8 protein-coding genes are annotated in these 19,436 nt (G+C 45.7%); all 8 read right to left on the bottom strand.

Translation table 11 applies throughout. The features are described from left to right. Nucleotides 1–6: 6 nt before the first annotated feature. Nucleotides 7–4,779, bottom strand: coding sequence for a caspase family protein (locus JGK36_RS01415; RefSeq protein ID WP_293196116.1), 4,773 nt, complete (start codon nt 4,777–4,779; stop codon nt 7–9). Between the two features lie 52 nt (nt 4,780–4,831). Next, nucleotides 4,832–10,591: a caspase family protein gene (locus JGK36_RS01420; protein WP_293196118.1), complete on the bottom strand. Its 5,760-nt coding sequence runs from the start codon at nt 10,589–10,591 to the stop codon at nt 4,832–4,834. Between the two features lie 72 nt (nt 10,592–10,663). Further along, nucleotides 10,664–12,049, bottom strand: coding sequence for a GUN4 domain-containing protein (locus tag JGK36_RS01425; RefSeq protein ID WP_293196120.1), 1,386 nt, complete (start codon nt 12,047–12,049; stop codon nt 10,664–10,666). Between the two features lie 48 nt (nt 12,050–12,097). After that, nucleotides 12,098–13,693: a CHAT domain-containing protein gene (locus tag JGK36_RS01430; RefSeq protein WP_293196122.1), complete on the bottom strand. Its 1,596-nt coding sequence runs from the start codon at nt 13,691–13,693 to the stop codon at nt 12,098–12,100. A 151-nt stretch (nt 13,694–13,844) separates the two neighbouring features. Then, entirely contained in the window at nt 13,845–15,977 is a 2,133-nt protein-coding gene (locus JGK36_RS01435; RefSeq protein ID WP_293196124.1) for a caspase family protein, read from the bottom strand. A 152-nt stretch (nt 15,978–16,129) separates the two neighbouring features. Then, on the bottom strand, nt 16,130–17,062 hold the full coding sequence (locus JGK36_RS01440; protein ID WP_293196126.1) for a peptidoglycan-binding protein: 933 nt from the start codon (nt 17,060–17,062) through the stop codon (nt 16,130–16,132). A gap of 107 nt (nt 17,063–17,169) precedes the next feature. After that, nucleotides 17,170–18,048, bottom strand: a complete 879-nt coding sequence (locus JGK36_RS01445; protein ID WP_293196128.1) for a glycoside hydrolase family protein — start codon at nt 18,046–18,048, stop codon at nt 17,170–17,172. A 466-nt stretch (nt 18,049–18,514) separates the two neighbouring features. After that, nucleotides 18,515–19,207: a hypothetical protein gene (locus JGK36_RS01450; protein WP_293196130.1), complete on the bottom strand. Its 693-nt coding sequence runs from the start codon at nt 19,205–19,207 to the stop codon at nt 18,515–18,517. Nucleotides 19,208–19,436: the final 229 nt, after the last annotated feature.

Genomic DNA, 19,436 nt, shown 5'->3' on the forward strand with positions numbered 1-19,436 from the left:
CATCGCCTAAACTGAGATATCTTCTTCCTTATTCCAGACATACTTTTGGCAAGTTTCACAGGCTGCGATCGTAATCTCACGCTGTTGTGGATCTTCAATCGATTCAGGATTGGTGAAAACGGGATGGTAACGGAGGTGATCGCAACACACTTGTAACCATGCTCGCCATTGACCCCGCCATAAACGAATAGTTCCGTCAGTACCTCCAGTTACAATCAACTGACCATCAGGACTAAAGACGAATGACCTGAACACTTGATCTTGAGCATGAAGAGATCCTCCCACAGGATTGCCCTTTAAGTCCCATAAACGTATACTGTGGGTCGTATTCCGCCCTAATATCAACTGACCATCAGGGCTGACGATGGGAGCAATAAAAACTGGTAAAAACTCATCAGAATCATCGTTCGGAGAGAACTGTCCGATAAGGTTTCCATTGAGATCCCACAAGCAGACAGTCTTATCGTAGTCATGACTGACAATAAACTCTCCTTTAGGACTAAAAGTTACCGACCTGATCGATGCCTGACCCTGAAAAGTTTTTTCTAAAAAGTTACCCTTCAAATCCCAGATGCGAATCGTCTTGTCTCTGCTCCCACTGACGATTCTGCTACCATCGGGACTAAGAGTAATTGAAGTGAGATCTCCCTCACATTCTAGAAAGGGTTGCCCAATAAAATTTCCATTAATATCCCACAAACGTACTGTTTCCGTCTTGTAACTATTTGAATCTATATCTCCACTAAGAATTATTACTGTACTATGACTGACGAGGATTGAATAAAGCTCATGTCCTTGACAAAGCTGCTTAATAAGTTCGCCATTGAGATCCCATAGTCTCACTGTTTTGTCCGTACTTGCACTGACAATTTTGCTGCCATCTGGACTGAAAGCGACAGAATAAATAGAATTTTCATGACCCTGAAAAGGCTTTCCAATAGGCTTACCATTGAGATTCCACAAACGTACTGTCCTGTCCTCACTTCCAGTGACAATCATCTCGCCATCGGGACTAAAGGCAACTGATTCGACCGACTTCTGATGACCCTGAAAAGGTTGCCCAATGGAGCTGCTATTGGCATCCCATAATCGCAAGAAACCATTCTTCTCTCCCATATTGAAGAAGCTATCAAAGCTTCCCCTAGTTCCACTAACAATCATGGTGCCATTTGGACTAAAGGCAACTGACTGGACAGGGCTTTCATGCCGAAAAGGTTGCCCAATGGGGTTGCCATTAAGTTTCCACAAACGTACTGTCCTGTCCTCACTTCCAGTGACAATCATCTCGCCATCGGGACTAAAGGCGACTGATTCGACCGAAGTCTGATGAGCCTGAAAAGGTTGCCCAATGAGGTTGCCATCAATATCCCACAAGTACACCTTCCCATTCCCCTTTCCCCTGATACAACTTGCACTAACAATCATGGTGCCATCTGGACTGAAGGCAACTGACTGGACAGGGCTTTCATGCCGAAAGGGATGCCCAATGGAGTTGCCATCAATATCCCACAGGTGTACCGCATTGTAACTTGTACTAAGAATCATCTTGCTATCAGGACTAAAGGCAACTAGCGTGACCCCATCATCCTTAAAAGGTTCTCCAATAGGTTCGCCATTAAGCTTCCATAAGCGCACCGTCTTATCACCAGCACTGACAATCATTTTGCCGTCAGGACTAAAGGCAACTGACAGGACAATATCTCCATGACCTTCAAAAGGTTCTCCAATAGGTTCGCCATTAAGCTTCCATAAGCGCACCGTCTTATCACCAGCACTGACAATCGTTTTGCCGTCAGGACTAAAGGAGACTGAATAGACACTACCCTCATGCCCTCGGAAGCCCTCGCCAATTTGATTCCCTTGTAAATTCCATAAACGTACTGTTTTATCTTGACCTCCACTGACAATCAAATTGCTATCTGGGCTAAAAGCAACTGAATTTATATTACCCTCATGTCCATCAAAACGAATTGAGACTCTAGCCTGTTCCATTACTAGATTCAAGCTACTTTGGAGAGGTGTAAGAATTTCTTCTGGCAGATCCTCTAGATTTTGTCCCATTGCTTGAATTGCCAAAACTAAACTCTCTAAAGGCTGAACCGGAAGCAAAATTCGGACTCTATCTGCTTTTTGTAGTAGTTCTGGTCTTGTCCGAAGTTTTTTAGCCTGCTCAATGCTGCTGTTAATAAACTCTTTCTCTCGCTGGTTAAACCAGTTATTAGCCGATTTAAGTATCTGTTTCAAATGCTGAAGCCGATCGCCATCCGGCAACAGCAAACCATTAGGTCGATTATTTCTATCCCAATCATTAGCTTGAGCAGCTAACCGTTGTTGTAGCTCTAGAGTTTCCTGCTTCCTCTCTTCATCGAGCCAGTCCTGTAACATCCCCCAACCTCGCACCAGAAAATCGTGGGCTGGCTCCACATAAGGTTCTCCTGTTTCTTGTTGTCCCTTTACCAGAAGGCGAACGTCAACGAGGCGGTTAATTACTTGCTCTATACGGATGTTTTCTGCATCATCTGGATACACCAATTCAGATTCCGGAACCCGTCGCCGTGCTATTCCTCCACCCTCAATGGTTAACATCCGCAGCATGACTCGGCGCATTGTTGTTTGTGCAGCCTCACCTAATTTATTGTCTTCGCCTATCTTGTTGTACTCCTCATTCGCTTTGCGAGTCAGAGAGCCAGCTACGCCTCCTTCTTTATCAAAGGAAGCATCAATTGTGAGGGCACGATCGCGACTTTCCCCATCCCTCCACTTCTCGGCAAGTCTGATGTAGAATTCGCTGAGGGTGAAGGAGAGCAAGGGTAATGCTCCAGGCATCTGACCCACTTCGTCAATCAGGCGATCAACCAGGTTGGCGGGTTCAAAGTAGAGTGCCATTTCCGATGCTGGTCCCTCGATCGCTTGTCGTAATTCGTCCGAGCGCATAGCGCGTACTGGAAACCGGGCTTTCGTCCAGTAGGATTTGAGGGCTTCGGAGTTCAGGAAACGGGGTTCAAAGTCGGAACGCAGTGTGACGATGATGCGAAGTTGGGGGAAGTTTGCAGCTAAGGTTGTCTCCAGCAGTTGCAAGAACTGTTGCCATTCTTCCGGAGTATCACTCGGCTGATTGGGTTGAGCTTTGCGACTGAGCGTGATTAACTCCTCAAACTGGTCAATGACGAGCAATAATTTGACACCAGGATGCTTCTGGCTCCAGGCTTTGACGATTTCAACCAAGGAGTTGGGAGCAGATTGCAAGCGCCCAGTCAGGGGATTGAGGCAAGCTAGGAAGACTTGTTTCAGTTGCTGCTGCTGTTGGGATTCTGGCTCTCCTTCAGTTTGGCAGAGGGCATAGAGTGTCTCAAAATGCTCTACAATCAGCAGTTGCTTGGCAGCGTGGGTGTCCTGATTCCAGGTTATAGTAATTTGGGCGAATTTCTCAGCTTCCTGCTTTAAGCGTTGCGTGCTGCGGCTCGTTTCTCCAGGTTCGTTAGAAGCCTTGGCAACTTGAGTGTTGAGTTGCTCGGTTTTCTGGTTGAGCAGTTCACTGAGAAAGCCCAGCGAGTCGAGTTCGACTGTAGTGGGTATATCAGCAATCGCCCAAATGGTTCTGGCTAGAGCAGCGAAGGGCGATTCACCGGGACGCATGGGGTTGAGGATGTGCCACTGATGGAGGGAGTTGATGGGGGGTTTGGACGATTCTCTCAGGTACGGAATCAGTCCCGCCTTGACGAGGCTGGATTTCCCGGAACCGGAGGCTCCCAAAACAACGGTCAGTGAGTGGTCTGGTGCAGCGATACGCGCATACAAGGTTTCGATGAGTTCTTGCCTGCCGAAGAAGAAGTGTGCGTGTTCCTCTTCAAACGGCTTTAGCCCCCGATAGGGATTGTTGGTTTCATCGATGGGGTCGGCTTTGCTCAGAGTTTGGGGGTCAAAGTTTGGATCGTGGAAGATGTACTCGCCGCGATCGTGTTTTTTTAGGGGATACAGTCCGGGGGTTTGGCGATCGCTAGAGCGAGTTTCTACACTGTCGCGCAGGTAAAGATAAAGTTCGGGGGCAGTAATCACCCCATCTTTGGTTAAGTCGGCTTTTTTGTATCGCCTGCCCTTTTCATCGGGGTCGCCATCTTGTAAGGCTTCAAACAGGGCTTCTGCAAAAGGCGAGTGTTTTTTCTCCTGCTCCTGCGACTTTTTACTGATACCTCGCTTATCGCTCAAAAAGTCGAGGGCTTCCTGGTTGTGGGCAGCAGAGGTGATGGCTTGCCATGCCGGATAGCGGATGAAGCGATCGTAGTGTTCTCGGTGGATGGTTTCTGGAATCGGAATCATTTTGCGGGTGCTTGCCCAGCGAAAGGTTCCGGCAAAACAGCAGTCCAAGATGACGAGGAGGTGATGGCAGGGAAGGGCAACGAGGGCATCGTGCAGCACCTGCATGGGTAAGAAGGTTTTTGAGTCTTTTGGGTCGGCATCCTGGGGCAGCAGAAATCCTCTCGGTCCGTCGTCGCTTTCGAGGGGCATCCCATGTCCGGCAAAGTAGAAGAGCAGGCGATTGTTTTCGGCAGGTGGCTGGAGTTTTTCTGGCAACCACTTGGTGATCAGGTTCTCAATATCTTTCAGTGTTGGCTTACGCGGAGTGTCATCCGTGATTAGCTCAACTTGATACTGATACTCGTCTCTTAATAGGTTAGCGAGTTCTTCAGCATCCGGTTTTGCTGTTTTCAACTCGGCAATACCGTTTTGATATTGATTGATGCCGATGACGATCGCCAAATTTTGAGTAAAGTTTGCCATCAATGACGCTGCCTCTAACAGAAAGAATTCTCAGGTACAGGTTAGAAGTGGACTACTCATTAAGTAGCTTATTAATCTCATCTGGAGTAAAAGGATTTTCTCCAGCACGGAGTGAATCGATCCATTGCTGACGTTGTGCTTTATCAGCTTCGTAATCAGTATGGGTAATATAGAACTGAAAATCTTCGATCGCTCCTTGGAAATCACGAGCTAATGCTCTAGCAACCCCTCGACTATCTCGATATGAGTCGCTTTCAGGTTCAAGTCTAACCGCACTTTCACAAGCAGCTATAACAGTAGGATTATTTGCATACCCATGAAGACTACCAAACCAACAAAGAGAATTCCAATCTTCAGCAACTTTAGTAAACATGGGATCGAACTCTAGTCTGGGGTCTAACACCCTAGCTGCTGAATAAGCTTTGATTGCCTCGTCTAGTTTTCCTTCCTTCACAAGCTGCTTGCCTTTTTTCAGCAAATAAGGAGCCGAGAGTTGATTTGCTTCCTCAATTAGCAAGTTTAACTTTAGGTTTAGATCCAATTCTTGAGCTTGCTCAAATCTTGTAATTGCTTTCTCGATACATCCCCTCTCAGCCAACCATTTTCCATTTTTAACGAAAAGCTCTGCCATTAATTGCCTTGCTTCCGCTTGGGAATTTAGCTGCAAGCTAGCGTTTAATTTCAAAGCTTCCTCAAATTTTGTAATTACTCCATTTATATCTGCTCTCAAAGCTAGAGCTTTGCCTTGTTCGATTAACTCCATAGCCCTCAGGCGTCGAGCCTCAAATTCAGGATCTATCTTCAAGTCTGAATCTAAGTTCAGAGCCGTTTTAAATTCGAGGATTGCAGCTTCTATATTCCCTTCTATAGCTAATGTTCGGCCTCGCTGAATACAACAAGTCTTGCAAGCAAACTTTTGCGCCTCTGTTTCAGGATTATTAAAAACTGGATGATAACGTAGACGATCGCAGCAAACTTCAAGCCAAGCCCGCCAACCAGCTCGCCAAAATTGCAACGTTCCGTCAGAACCGCCACTAATAATTAACGATCTTCCATCAACAGTAGATGTGACTGAAAAAGCACCTGCCAAGCCTTGAAGCGTTTCACCAATTGGATTGCCTTTGGTGTCCCACAATCGAAGAGTTCTATCATTACTACTGCTATAAATCATCTTTCCATCAGGGCTGAAGGCAACTGAGCGGACATAATTTTCGTGTCCTCGAAGCGGTTCACTCAGTGGATTGCCTTGAAGATCCCACAGTCGCACTGTATTTTCCTTACCGCCACTAACAACCATTTGCCCGTCAGGACTAAAGGTAATTGACGTAACAGAACGAAGAATATTGCTCTCATGTCCTTGTGCAGTTTTACAGATAAGAGAGCCATGTATATCCCAAAAATTAATTCTGCCTTTGTTGTCACTACTAGCGAGCATTTGTCCATTTGGACTAAAGGCAACTGTTTTCACAAGAGTGCCATAGTTTATTTCTATCGGCTCACCAATTGGATTTCCTTTGACATCCCAGAAACACACGACCTGCTTTGAGACATTCACAGAGATTTGACCAACAGTAACTACCCCAGCATCAACGCCTGCCTTACTGACTATCACATTTCCCTCAAGACTAAAGGCAATTGCTTCGTTAAAACGACCATAACCGTGGAAAGGATCATCGACCAGATTGCCTTGAAGATCCCATAAATACACTGCACCAGCCATACCACAGCCAGCAATCATTTGACTGTTTGGACTAAAAGTAAGTGTATCCACTCTGTTAGGTGTTTGGAATGGTTCACCTATCGGTTTACCCTGCTTATTCCATAACCGTACTGTCTTGTCTTCACCGCTACTGGCAATCATTTGTCTATCAGGACTGACTGCCACGCAGGTAATCGCTCCCTCATGCCCGTGAAAAGATCCACCAGTCCAATCACCTCTAACGTCCCACAATCGTAGGATATTGTCTTCACTGCCATTGGCAATCATCTGTCCATCAGGACTGAAAGCAACTGAATAAACAAAGCCTTCCTCTGTCCATAGGGGCATGTCAAAGGCTACAGGTTCCTCAAACTGTCCACCAAAACTAAAGGTAGTTTCAGGGCTATAACTTTGAATGCCTCCAGCTTTCCAAAGTAGTTCATCAATCAATTTGCCTTGAATATCCCACAACCGAGCTATGCCATCAGCACCGTTACTGACAATCATTCGTCCATTAGGACTAAAAGCAATTGAGAGGACAGCACGCTGGTGTCCTCGGAACGGTTCACCGATAGGATTGCCTTGGATATTCCACAACCGCACTGTTGCATCAGCACCACCACTAGCAATCATTTGTCCATCTTGGCTGAGTGCAACTGAGTAGACAGCGCCTTGATGTCCACGCAAGGGCTCACCTATGGGATTACCCTGGATGTCCCATAACCGCACCGTACTGTCTTCACTGCCGCTGACAACCATCCACCCATCAGGATGAACAAAGGCAACTGATTTGACAGCACCCTCATGTCCTTGAAGCGGTTTGCCAATGGGGTTGCCTTGGATGTCCCACAATCGCACAGTATTGTCATAACTACCGCTAGCAATTACCTTTCCATCAGGGCTGAAGGCAACTGAACTGACATAATTTTCATGTCCTCGAAGCGGTTCGCCAATGAGATTGCCTTGGATGTCCCACAATCGCACAGTATTGTCATAACTACCGCTAGCAATTATCTTTCCATCAGGGCTGAAGGCAACTGAACTGACGTAATTTTCATGTCCTCGAAGCGGTTCGCCAATGGGGTTGCCTTGGATGTCCCACAATCGCACAGTGTTGTCAACGCTGCCACTAACAATCATTCTCCCATCTGGACTAAATGCGACTGCACTAACGTTCTGTTCATGCCCTTGCAAGGGAATTGCTACTCTGGCTGTTTTCATCGCTCTATGTAAGCTCATTTGAGCGGGAGCTAAAATTTCCTCTGGCAGTTCCTCCAGGTTTTGACCTATTGCTTGAATCGCCAGAATTAGAGCGTCCAGCGGTTGAACTTGAAGCAAGTTCTCGGCTCTGACTGCCTTTTCTCGTATTTCTGCCCTTGCCCGTCTCTGTTCAGAAATCCGCAGATCCTCTTCCAATTTCTTGATTCGGTCTTGCCTTTCCTTAATACTGCGTGTGACAAACTCTGTTTCCAATTGGTTAAGCCAGTTATCTGTCTCTGCCTCAAGCACCTTCTCCAACTTAGCGAGGCGATCGACTTCCTCAATCCAAAGCATTCCTCTGCCATGTTTCCAGTCATTTGCAGCCGGAGTTAGACGATGTTGCAGTGTTAAGTCTTCTTGTTCTCTCTTGATCCACTGCTGCAACTTATCCCATCCTCGCACCAAGAAATCATGCGCTGGCTCCACGTAGGGTTCTCCAGTCTCCTGCCCCTTCACCAGCAAACGAGCTTTGACCAACTGATCGCTCACCTGTGCCACACGCTTGTTCTCTTCCGAATCTGGATATACCAATTCAGACTCCGACACCCGTCGCCGTGCAACTCCACCCCCTTCCATTGTCACCATCCGCAGCATCACCCGTCGCATCGTTGCTTGGTATGCCTTGCCCAATGCTTCACCAAAATCTCTAATGAGATTGTCATACTCCTCTGTTGCCCGACGAGTCAGCGCTCCTGCCACTCCGCCGAGTTCCTCATAGTCTTTGATTCGCAAAGCGCGATCGGTGCTACCAGGTTTCCACCGATCGTACAGCTTGGCGTACAATTCACTGAGGGTAAACGAGAGCAATGGCAATGCTCCCGGCATCTGCCCCACCTCATCAATCAACTTGCCCACCAACTCCGGTGGCTCAAAGTACAATGCTTGCTTCAAGGCTGGTCCTTCGATCGCTTGCCGTAACTCATCCAAATTCATTGCCCGCACGGGGAATCGGGCATCTTTCCAGTAAGCCGAAAGTGGTGAGGAAAGAAAACGTGGTTCAAAGTCCGATCGTAGCGTCAACACAATATGCAACTGCTGAGGACATTCAACAATTGCCTCTCTAAGCACCTGCAAAAACGGTAGCCAAGGTTGGGGTTCAGCAGCACGTTCACCAACTATTTCGTTCCGAGAATCGCTCTCCTGCCTGTCACCGCCATGAGTTTCTGTTTGACTCTCCTGGCTCATTGTAATCAACTCTTCAAACTGGTCGATTGTTAACAGCAACTTGGCATCGGGATGAGTTTCGCTCCACTTTCTAATAACACGGGTGAGGTGTTGCGGCTCATTCTGGAGTGTATTACTCAGAGATTCTAGCTTTTCAAAAATTGCCCGATAAAGCTGCGATAACTGTTCCTTTTCTTGGGGATTGCGACACAAAGCCAAAAGCTGCTTGAAGTAATCTTCAACGACCAAAAGTTTAGCTTCTGGCGTTGCACTGTTCCAAGATTCTGCTAGTTTGACAAACGCATCCGTTGGTTCATCACCCTTATCTTGACCGCTTTCATCCTTGGGTTTGAACACCTCATCAAGAAAACTCACTTGATCTAGTTGCTCGATCAGTTCCGGATGAGCAATGGGCAGAATGGCACGTGCTAAAGCTGTAAATGGAGAACGATCCGGACGCATTGGATCGAGAATGTACCATTGCTGTACGTAGTAAATTGGTAGGAGTTTTGGAGGAAATTGAGGAAAGGCAGCAAGAATAGTTTCTGTTAAAATGCAAGCTTTAATGAGATTTAATCCCAAAACCTCTGGGTTTGATTCATGCCTCAAATCAGGAATCAATCCGGCTTTAACTAAACTGGATTTACCGGAACCCGAAGCTCCCAAAACCACCGTGATCGAACGATTGGGTTGAGAGAGGCGAAGCTGGAGTTCTTCAACTAATACCTTTCGACCAAAAAAGAAGTTGGCGTGTTTTTCATCAAACGATGCCAACCCGCGATAGGGATTATTGCTCTCATTCAGGAGTGGCGCAGGTTTAAGTTGTTCGGATGTGAATCCAGGTCTAGTGAAGACAAACTCTCCTCTGTCATACTCTAGCCTCATGGGATAGATTCCAGGCTTTTGACGAGAGCCAGACAACTGACTGACCTGCTGCTCTAGGTACAAATACAGTTCGTGGGCAGTGATTACACCATCTGGAATCACATCTGCTTTGTTTTCCCGCAATCCTTCGAGTAGTGCCAGCGCAAACGGAGAATGCAGTTCCTGCTTTTCATCCGCAACAGCACCGCGCTTGTCCTCAGCCAATTTAGCCACATCTAACGCTTCTTGGTCGTGCGCCGCCGAGGTAATAACCTGCCATGCAGGATAGCGAATAAAGCGATCGTAGTGTTCCTTCCGAACCGTTTCTAGAATCGGAATCATTTTCCGGCGACCTGCCCAGCGAAACGTTCCAGCAAAGCAGCAGTCCAGAATGACTAGCAAATGATGACACTCCAGTTTACTCTTCAGTGCCTCATACACCTCAGACATGGCTAGAAAAGAGCCGTCTTTCTGCCAGTCTGCATCCTGGGGGACTAGATATCCTTCTGGACCGTCCTTACTGTTGCGGGGAATGCCATGACCGGCAAAGTAGAAAATCAGGCGATCGCCTTTCGTGGGCTTGAGTTGATTGGGAAGGATATCAGTAAGTAGCGTTTGGAGTCCTGTCAGCGTGGCGGCTGAGTCGAATAGGCGAACGACATTTTCAGGTTTATACTCGTACTCTGTTTCTAGCAAATCGGCAAGCGCTCTAGCATCACTGACTGGTGTACTCAGGTCATGAATGCTGTCACTTTTGTAGTGATCGATGCCGATAACGACTGCCAGGTTGCGATCGAAGTTTGTTTTATCGTATTCCCACGCCATTGATAAGCCTCAAAAATAACATTCTGTTAATATCTCAATAATCGTTGGAAAGTTAAGGTCAGTAGACCATAATTATTCTGCTAGATACACTTCTTCGGATTCATCCGTATCAAACTGCGAAAGTAAATATCCTAATCGCCATCTCTTCGACTTTCCCATATCTCCATAGCCTACCCAAGGTAAATGCCCATAGGGCGCATGAAGGCTAAAATTCAAGTGGTTGTAGTCCAGCCAAAGCGTTCCTTCTTCAGCTTCTCCTGCTGCATCTGCTAATTTTTCAACTTCTACTCTCCATCCTACGCAGTTTCCGAAAATCTGAAAGGTCTTTAGGCCTGAGTGAGGGTTGCCGTTAACTTTTTCGCTTTGCCAAATTTTGTTTTGAACACTAAATCCAAAGCGATTATTGCTGTGACGTGTCCACAATTCATCAATGAGATTCAATTCCTCCAAAGGAAAATTTTGTATATCTTCAACATCAAGATATTGTTGATCCTGACAACTGGCGAGCATGAGCATGATTGAAAAAGTTAGCTGATCTGCTTCCTTCCATCTCCCGCAAATCAGATGATTTTCTAGTAATCGATAATCAATGCTATCAACAAAATTTTGGGTTTGAAGGTTAATTATCATTTCACCTCGATCATCAAAATAGAATGAACCGAAGTCGGGCGTTTGAGCGGATTTGGAAGCTTGTGCGACCTGCTGTTGGATAAATAGACCAAGTTCTGAAGATGTAATTAATCCATTACCATCGAGATCTGCTTTGCCCCAATTGAGGCCATCAATAAGTGTGCCAGTGAAAAGGGAATGACCAAAAATTGGCCCCCCATCTAGTGCAAGTTGTTCGCGTCGAGCAGAGGTAATCACCTTGCGACTGATTCGACTACTGAGGTCTTTTTCATAGCGAACTGCATCTCGGAAGCTGTTCATTGCTTCACCCAAGGCAAAACCACTATGACAGGAATCCAGAATGACGAGGATATGTCTTGCTGGAAGCCTGCTGATCGACTGAAGGAGTGGATCGATCTTGATGTAGTCACTCCAATATTCTTTAGGTCCTTGTGCTTCTACCGGAACGATAAACCCTGTTTCTCCAACAACCTTGCCTCCTAGCTTGTCAACACGGGTGTGTCCGTGTCCTGCAAAGAACAGCACCAAGTTGTCGTTTTCCTGCAACTCCTCTCGAAGTCGATCCTCAATAATGGATTCGATCGCTGCTTTAGTAGCAGCCTCATTAAGCAATGGTGGTATCGGTGCCGAAAATCCCAGCTTGTCGATGAGCGTTTGCTGAAGCCCGATCGCATCCTGCACGGCATTCTTAAGTTTTTGCCAATGAACGTACTCGTTGATGCCAATCGTTACGACGAGCGATCGCCCCTGGTTGACAGGTTCAAACTCTACAGCTTTCAGAATCATTGCTCGATCGAGGTTCTCTATTTCTTGGGTCAGTTCAGTCATGTTTCTACGTTATCTCCTAGTTTCAAGCTGTCCTGCATGGCATAAAACCTATACCTGAATCTGCCATAGCTTAATCTCCATATCATCACCACCACTAGCAATTAGGCTGCCATCAGGGCTAAAGGCAACTGTACGCACCTCTCCAAGATGTTCTGCAAGAGTTTGTAATAACTTCCCTGTTGCCAAATCCCAGACCTTTACAGTGTAATCAGCACTAGCACTGGCAATTTTTGTTCCATCAGGACTAATAGCAACACACCAAACGCGACCTGCATGAGCTTCCAAAATATGAGGGGATTTCTTCTTACCTGTTGCTGAGTCCCAAAGCTTGATTGTTCGGTCTGCACCTCCACTAATCAGCGTTTGAGTTTGCGAACTGATTGCTAACGACAGAACTTGACTTATATGAGCGTGGGTAATAGTGTATACAGGTTGTTCAGTATTGCTGTTTAAGTCCCAAAGTTTAATGGTGCTGTTTTGGCTACCACTAGCTAGCATTCGTCCATCAGGACTAAAAACAAGTGTTAAAATTGAACTCTTGTGAGCTTGAATAGTGCTTATCCATTCTCCCGTCTTTAAATCCCAAAGGGAGACTTTCCCATGTTCTGCACCTGTAGCAAAGCAGGATCGTTCGGAATTAGGATTAACGGGCAATGTCTGAACCAGAGTCATTGGTTTAGAAGAAGCTGTGATTGTATAGCGGCAATCTCCGGTTTTCTTCGTTGACAATTGACTGCAATCCCATGCCTTAACAATACTATCAGCACTGCCACTGAGCAAGATTTGTCCGTCGGGACTGATACCAACGCACTTAACGCGATCGCGATGTCCTGTCAGTAGATGCAAGAGTTGACCAGTTTGCACATCCCACAGTCTTACCGTTTTATCGTTGCTGCTGCTTAAGAGAGTTTTACCATCAGGACTGAATGCGAGAGAACGAATCCACTCCGCGTGACCAATAAGGGATTCGCTGTTGAATTTTTTGGTTGACACTGTAGGCAAAATGATAGGGTTAAGTTGAGTTTTTTGCTTCAAAACAGGAATTAAATGCTCTAAAAATTGCTGTTTTTGTATGTCGTCTGGAGAGGGAATAACAATCATCTTGCGATCCTGAGTAGATGGCGATGACAATTCCATCTCAATTGCACTGCAACCCAGTTTATATGCCATTTCAATAGACTTGCCAGCACCAATGCCGTCATAGAAACCCACAGCAAAAGCGATCGCTGCTTCATCCAAAATCTCGCGATTCATACCAATTACATAGTTGATATGCTGAACAATTGCCGTTGCTTGGGCTTCTGAGTAACAAGCATTGAGTAAAACACATTCAATTTTGCCTGCAAAAAGTTCAACCAATCTAGACAGTGTTTCACCACTAACGAGATGTTCTTTGGTATCGTCACCTTCTAAAACCAAACCTTCATTGCCAGTCCCATGTCCGCAGAAGTGAACAATCTGCGGCTCAACCTCTAACAATGCACGTCTCAGGTCAATAGGGCGTACTGCTCCCCGCACTTCAATGTTAAATTCATCGCGATTTTGCGAGCGCCTTAAACCTTCTCGAACATCGCGAATTTCGCGATCCAGATCGAGAACCGAAGTCCCTTTAGGATTGGATGCCAAAATCAGAATGGTTTTCACGCTATCAATTCCTATACGAAAGTTTCAGGTTTTGCCACAAGCTAGTTGAAAAAACGGGTTCGCACGGCTGAGAGTGCTGTTAAATTCTTGGAAGTAATTCACTGAATTTAGCAACTTTAAATTCTCAGCCATTTGACAGCCCATTCCGAACCTATTGCTTGGTGATAGTAAATGTCACCTGCTTAGTTAGCCACTCAGCATTCGGATCGGATTTAGGACGCATTCGACGAGTTTCTGGCGGCTTCTCAACATCAGCACCAATAGTACCTAAGAGCTTGTTGAGAGGACTGATATTTTGAGATTCTCCCCTTGCTGCACGTTCTTCTGCTTTCTTTTCGAGCTGTTCTTCAAGATTGCCTCCTCTTTGCCCCAAATCTTCATCAAGGGCAGGCAAGGTTAGCCATTGGAAGTTAGCAAGTCCGAGCGTTGCAAACAGCTTGAGAGTTTCTTTAGCTTGTTTGTAGCCTTCACCTTCTGGCAATTCAGGCTCCATACGAAGGTATATTTCCTCTGTGTTGTTTAGGGGAAAGAAAATATCTTCGCTTCCTTTAATAGGCATTTGAGAAATAGCCCAAGTGGAGTCTAGATCGAGAACAGCAATATTGAGGGGTTTAAAAAAGGTATTCTTAATCCGTAGAAACACCGATTGCCCCTGTTTTAGGACTATGTTGCTTGGATTTGTAAATGGCTGTTTTTTCTCATCTACCAATTCAAGTTCAAGATAGTCAGTAAGTTCCGAAGACAGATTATCGAGTACCTGGACAGCTTGATATTTTGCCAAATGAACTAAGCGTTTAACTACTCCGCTCGCCGCCTCTGGAGAGTTAATTTCTAGTGGCGTTCCTAAGTTTTTGAAAGGAGTTTCACTAGAAATTTCGTACTCGCAATCTCTGCCTACCGCAACTTGATAGTGAGACTTTTCCTTGTCGCCTGCTTGTACTTCAACAACCCAACCATTCCCTGTGAAAGCTTGCCGAACTGCCTCTAAAGCTTCCTTTTGTTTGTCAACCAACTCGGCTGGTAATTGATGCTCCTTATTACCTGCCTCTTTGTTATCTAACAAAAGGACTCGACGCACGAGATCGACGGGTGCAGATACCATGACAGCAGGAGCGCCTAGTTCGATTTTGATTTCTGCTCTAACTTCAATGCCTCCCTCTTTAGGTTCCAGAACTCTAGCTACCGATCTCGAGGCTTGAACTTCTAAAATTTCAACAATCGCCAGTTGCTGTTGTCTATTGGAAAAATCTGTGGCATTCAGTGGATAGATGGCAAATCTTGTACCACTACTGAGTCCGTGAGCTAACCCTGCATTCAAAGTGATTTGCTTTTGGTTAGAATCTACACCGCTAACGTTTACGCTGTAGTGATGCGGTAAACTCTCGTTGCCAAACACCGCGCGAGTGCCGTCACCTACTAACATGGGTAACTGTTGGGGAAACTTACTCTGAATTTGAGCGCAAACGCGATCGTACAGCTTTCTGAAACTCAATCCTGTGGAACTGGTTGCCAGAGTCTGAATTAACCAGTAAGTTAGCGCTCCATGTCGCTCCTTACCGTCAAACGCATACTCGTAGGCATACTCATTAGGGCGGCAGGCTGCTAAAAGAAGGTAGTTCTTGGCTGGAGGAACCCATGCAATATCACCATCTACTCCTTCAGTTAGAGTCTTCCAGTTTTTGCTCAACTCCTCAAGCAAAGCAACCGAGCTTTCCTTTTGTGGCGGTGTTGTGTCGGTTCCATCTCCTGCTCGGATAGCAGCATCACCTCGGGTTACCCCTCCAGAGTGACAGCTATCCATAATAACTGTGACAATCAACCCTTTGTCCGTCATCCGCTTCAACAGCGTCGCCAATTCCACATCCAGTAAGTAGCGACCTCCAGCGCCAATATCTGAGGGCACAATACCTTCATCATATTGGTCAGCGCCTCCCTTCAGTTCTGGATAGATGGTTGTCGCCCGTCCGCCGTGTCCAGAGTAGTAAATGTATACCTGCTCTCCTGGTTGCGCTATCTCCGTAATGGCATTAAATTTTGCCACAATATTTTTATAAGTTGGTTCCGGGTCTTTTGTTTCGATTGTTTCAGCGACTTCAGGATTCGGAGAAGTCAGCTTGAAAACCCGTTCGGATGGAATCTTCAGTGTCTCTAAGAGGTAGCTTGCTACAAGATTAATGTCCCGCACGGCTCCTTTAAGATCCTTGTACAACCGATTAGGCTTATAGCCGTCAATGCCAATTAATAAGGCGTAAATGTTCGGTGTTTGCTCAGGTTGGTTAGCCATTTTTACTTTATCACTCCAGTGTCTTTGTGTAATTCAGGGCGTTGCTGCATCAGCAGAGTTCTGGATCTGCAAATTCAAGCTTTTCAGAAAGCTCTGCCAAGTCAGCAACGCATCTTTCAGTTCAAGGTTTGGTTAACTCGCTAGCAGACAGCTCAAGCCAGTTGTTGGCGAGTGTTGGGGCCGGCAATTCCGTCTGCCTTCAAACCCTTCTTCTGTTGAAACTCCTTAACAGCTTTGTCTGTCCCCGGTCCGAAGACCCAATCGACAGAAACTGTTATTCCTGCTTTCTGTAGTGACTCCTGAAGTTTCTTAACATCAGACCCTTCCATCAACGGTCGGCTGAGTTTCAATACTCTGGGTTTTTCATCCCACGGTGCCTTATCAAAACCTAGTGCAGGCGATCGATTTAGGGCATCTTCTGTTTGAGGTCCGTAGCCACCAAACTCATCAATCGTTTCATTCGGATGATTCTTGTTCCAGAGCTTTTGAATAGCCAACATGGCTGTCTCGCGAATATCTTTAGTACCTTCTCCTACATAGTCAAAGTGTGGAGGATCTTGAGGACCAAACCATTGCCAACCATGACTCTCAAGATAAGGCTGCCAGCCATCATGGTCTTCAATATCCAGCGCCAATCCACTTTGATGGTTGCTGCGTCCTGGAGGAGCGACAATCCCGTAACCACAACCGCTACCCCATCGACGTAAAAGAAGTTGCTGGGCAATGGTACGATAGGCTGAATTGATATGCATCTTAGTGCCACGCTCTTGAATCGCCTTCTGCAATCCCTGCTTGGCTTGAGGTTGCAGAAAGGCAAAAGCTGCATCTTCAAGTTCCACATTCAGATCGTCAAAGCTAACCAGAGCATCCGGAAGGATGAGATTCATCTGGTGAATCAATTGCTGCGATAACCCATTAACGACAGAGGTTGAGCAGCCAGGAGCATCTTTAAGCAAGCCATTAAAACCACCCTTCTTAGCTTTTTCCTCTCCTGCTGCACGAGCTTCTCCCTCATGGATTTCAAAGCAGGGTTCAAAGTCAAAGTCTGCTGTTTGATTTGATGACTCAACAGGTGTATCGTTCATTGCAATCTCCTAATTTTCAGTAAAGTAAAATAAATTGTCAAAGAGCTAATGAATGTACTAGCAGTAACTGCCGTATCATCAGGGTGATGGAATTAAATTCACTCGCCTTATATGCCCAAAACTCGAAGAGTTTCAGCACCGACAATCCCATCCACAGTCAGCCCTTTGTGCTGTTGAAACTCTCTGACTGCTCGATCCGTTCCCATTCCAAAAATGCCATCAGCTCCCTCAAATCCAACATCAAAACCTGCTTCGATCAGAGCTTTTTGCGCTTGTCGCACATCGTCCCCTTGTACGAGGGGTTGACCGATTTCAGCCAAACGCAGCACTCTTTCTGGCTCCCAATGCAAAAATTCTTCCCAAGGCTGACTTAAGAACAACGCTCTTTCAGCTCTCCTCCTGCGAGACAAACCCAGTAATGATTGACCGCCTGCCTTGTCCCATCTCGGAAATTGGTCAGCCGCTTCCTGAAACTTTCCTTCATTCAAAAGCTTTAAAAGCATTGAGTCAGACAGAGAACGTGCGCCCAAGTTGTAACTAAAACACACTAATGCTGAAAATTGATCGTCATTGATTTGTACTTTGACAGCATCAGCCACCGCCGCTTCAAATTTCTCAAGTTCATCTTGCAGCATCTTCTCGGCTTCGGCGACGGTAATCTTCATTCCTGGGTATACACCTTCGGTAGCTCCCCACCCAATAGTCCACACGCCAACGGGATCTCGATATGCCTCTAGATACAACCCCTCAAACGATTGAACAAGCTTCAGTCCCTCTTGGTTAATTTTCCGGATCGGTCCTTTAGGTTCAGGTACATCAGGAGGAACTGCGTCAGTAGGTGCGATTGTAAATGTTTCAGCCGGAGTGAACTGCAACAATTCAATGAGCGATCGTACAATTCCTTCTGTTTCTATAACTTTTATTGGCTGGTCGTTTTCCATTTCGTACACGCGACCATCCTTAAAGATTTTAAGCTCTCTTGACATTTGAGTTTTTCCTTTGTAAGTCAATGCGTTGACAAGAGGCATCCTGAAGATTTTGAGCGCAAACTCTTGATCTACCTCTGGGGGGCGCTGTCAAGGTAGTGCAAAGTATTGATTAATATTATTACCCGATTGTTTTTCCGGCTGGTTACAGCCCTAAATTACACCTGTTACAGGACAGATTCAGGAATTTTCTCTAAAGTTTTACAAAAATTAACGGAAAATCTCCGGTACGCTATATATAGCATACTTGTGTTTGGACGGTTGCTAGTAATTGAACCTTGACTCAAAAGTGGTTCGGGATGGAATTAGAATACGATCGCACCGCAAACGCAAGTTAACAAGTTGCGGGCCCCGGAGCGTAAAAGAGGTGAGAGGGTCGATCGTACTGCCAAAGTTTAAATCAACTACAAGAGTTAAGTATTCAGTTTTTTTGAGTTGACTTTTTAATCCGATCGCCCTTTTCCACTTAAATCTCAACTTCTGGAGCATCTTCAGCCAGTTGCAAATAGTATCGCTCCGGCTCTTGTGTTTTGACCTGCATTGCTGTCAGCTTATTCAGCGTTTTATGCAGGCGTTCAAAGAAGGAATTAAACTGCGCGGTGCTGTACTCAAATTTGTACTCTACGACTGCATCGCCACCGCATACAAACCAGTAGGTAAAGCTGAGATTTTCTGGCAAAACATTGTAACTTTTCGCTAGCAGAAATAGAGGGAGCTGTGTTTTCCAATGTTGCTGCACGGCTGCTTTTGTTGGAACGTTACCTTCGCTAAAAGTCCAGTCTATACAATGATACCGGGATTTTTCTAGCTCGATCGCGCAGATATCTACTTGCGCCCAAATTAGATAGTTTTCCCACAGCCAAGCAACCAGATAATCTTGGTGTATTTGCAATGTATTTAGGCTGGGAATATTCTTGTACTGTAACTGTATTTGCTCGATACATTTAGCAAGAATGGGATGGTGTTCGAGGATGTTGTGCACCGGAACATTCAAAAAAATCTGTTTCATCAACAGGTGCAGTTTACCCCCTTCTGTTTTGCACATTAGAGCGGTTCGATGCGGGTTGTGCCTTCTTTCAAACTCGAAATATTCCAACTTTGAAGCTTCTTCGTTCTCTAAGATGCTGAGGCTTTCCCAATTAAGATGGATTAGTTGCATGGAAATTCTGACCTATTTTTATGGTTCGAGAATTTCGGCGCGGAGCGCTTATACCATTTTTCTAAAGTTATGCTAGACTTATCTCAAAAGTAAAGGAGAACATAACAATGTCTGGTCGTCCTCATATAAAGATTACCGAATCTGTAGAGGTATTGCTAGAGATTCGGAAACAACAAAAAAGAATCTTAGCATATAATAAAGTTCAAATGCTTTATTTGTTTCAGTCAAA

Source organism: Microcoleus sp. PH2017_35_SFW_U_B, from assembly GCF_020737865.1.
In the GTDB taxonomy this organism is placed as follows: domain Bacteria; phylum Cyanobacteriota; class Cyanobacteriia; order Cyanobacteriales; family Microcoleaceae; genus Microcoleus.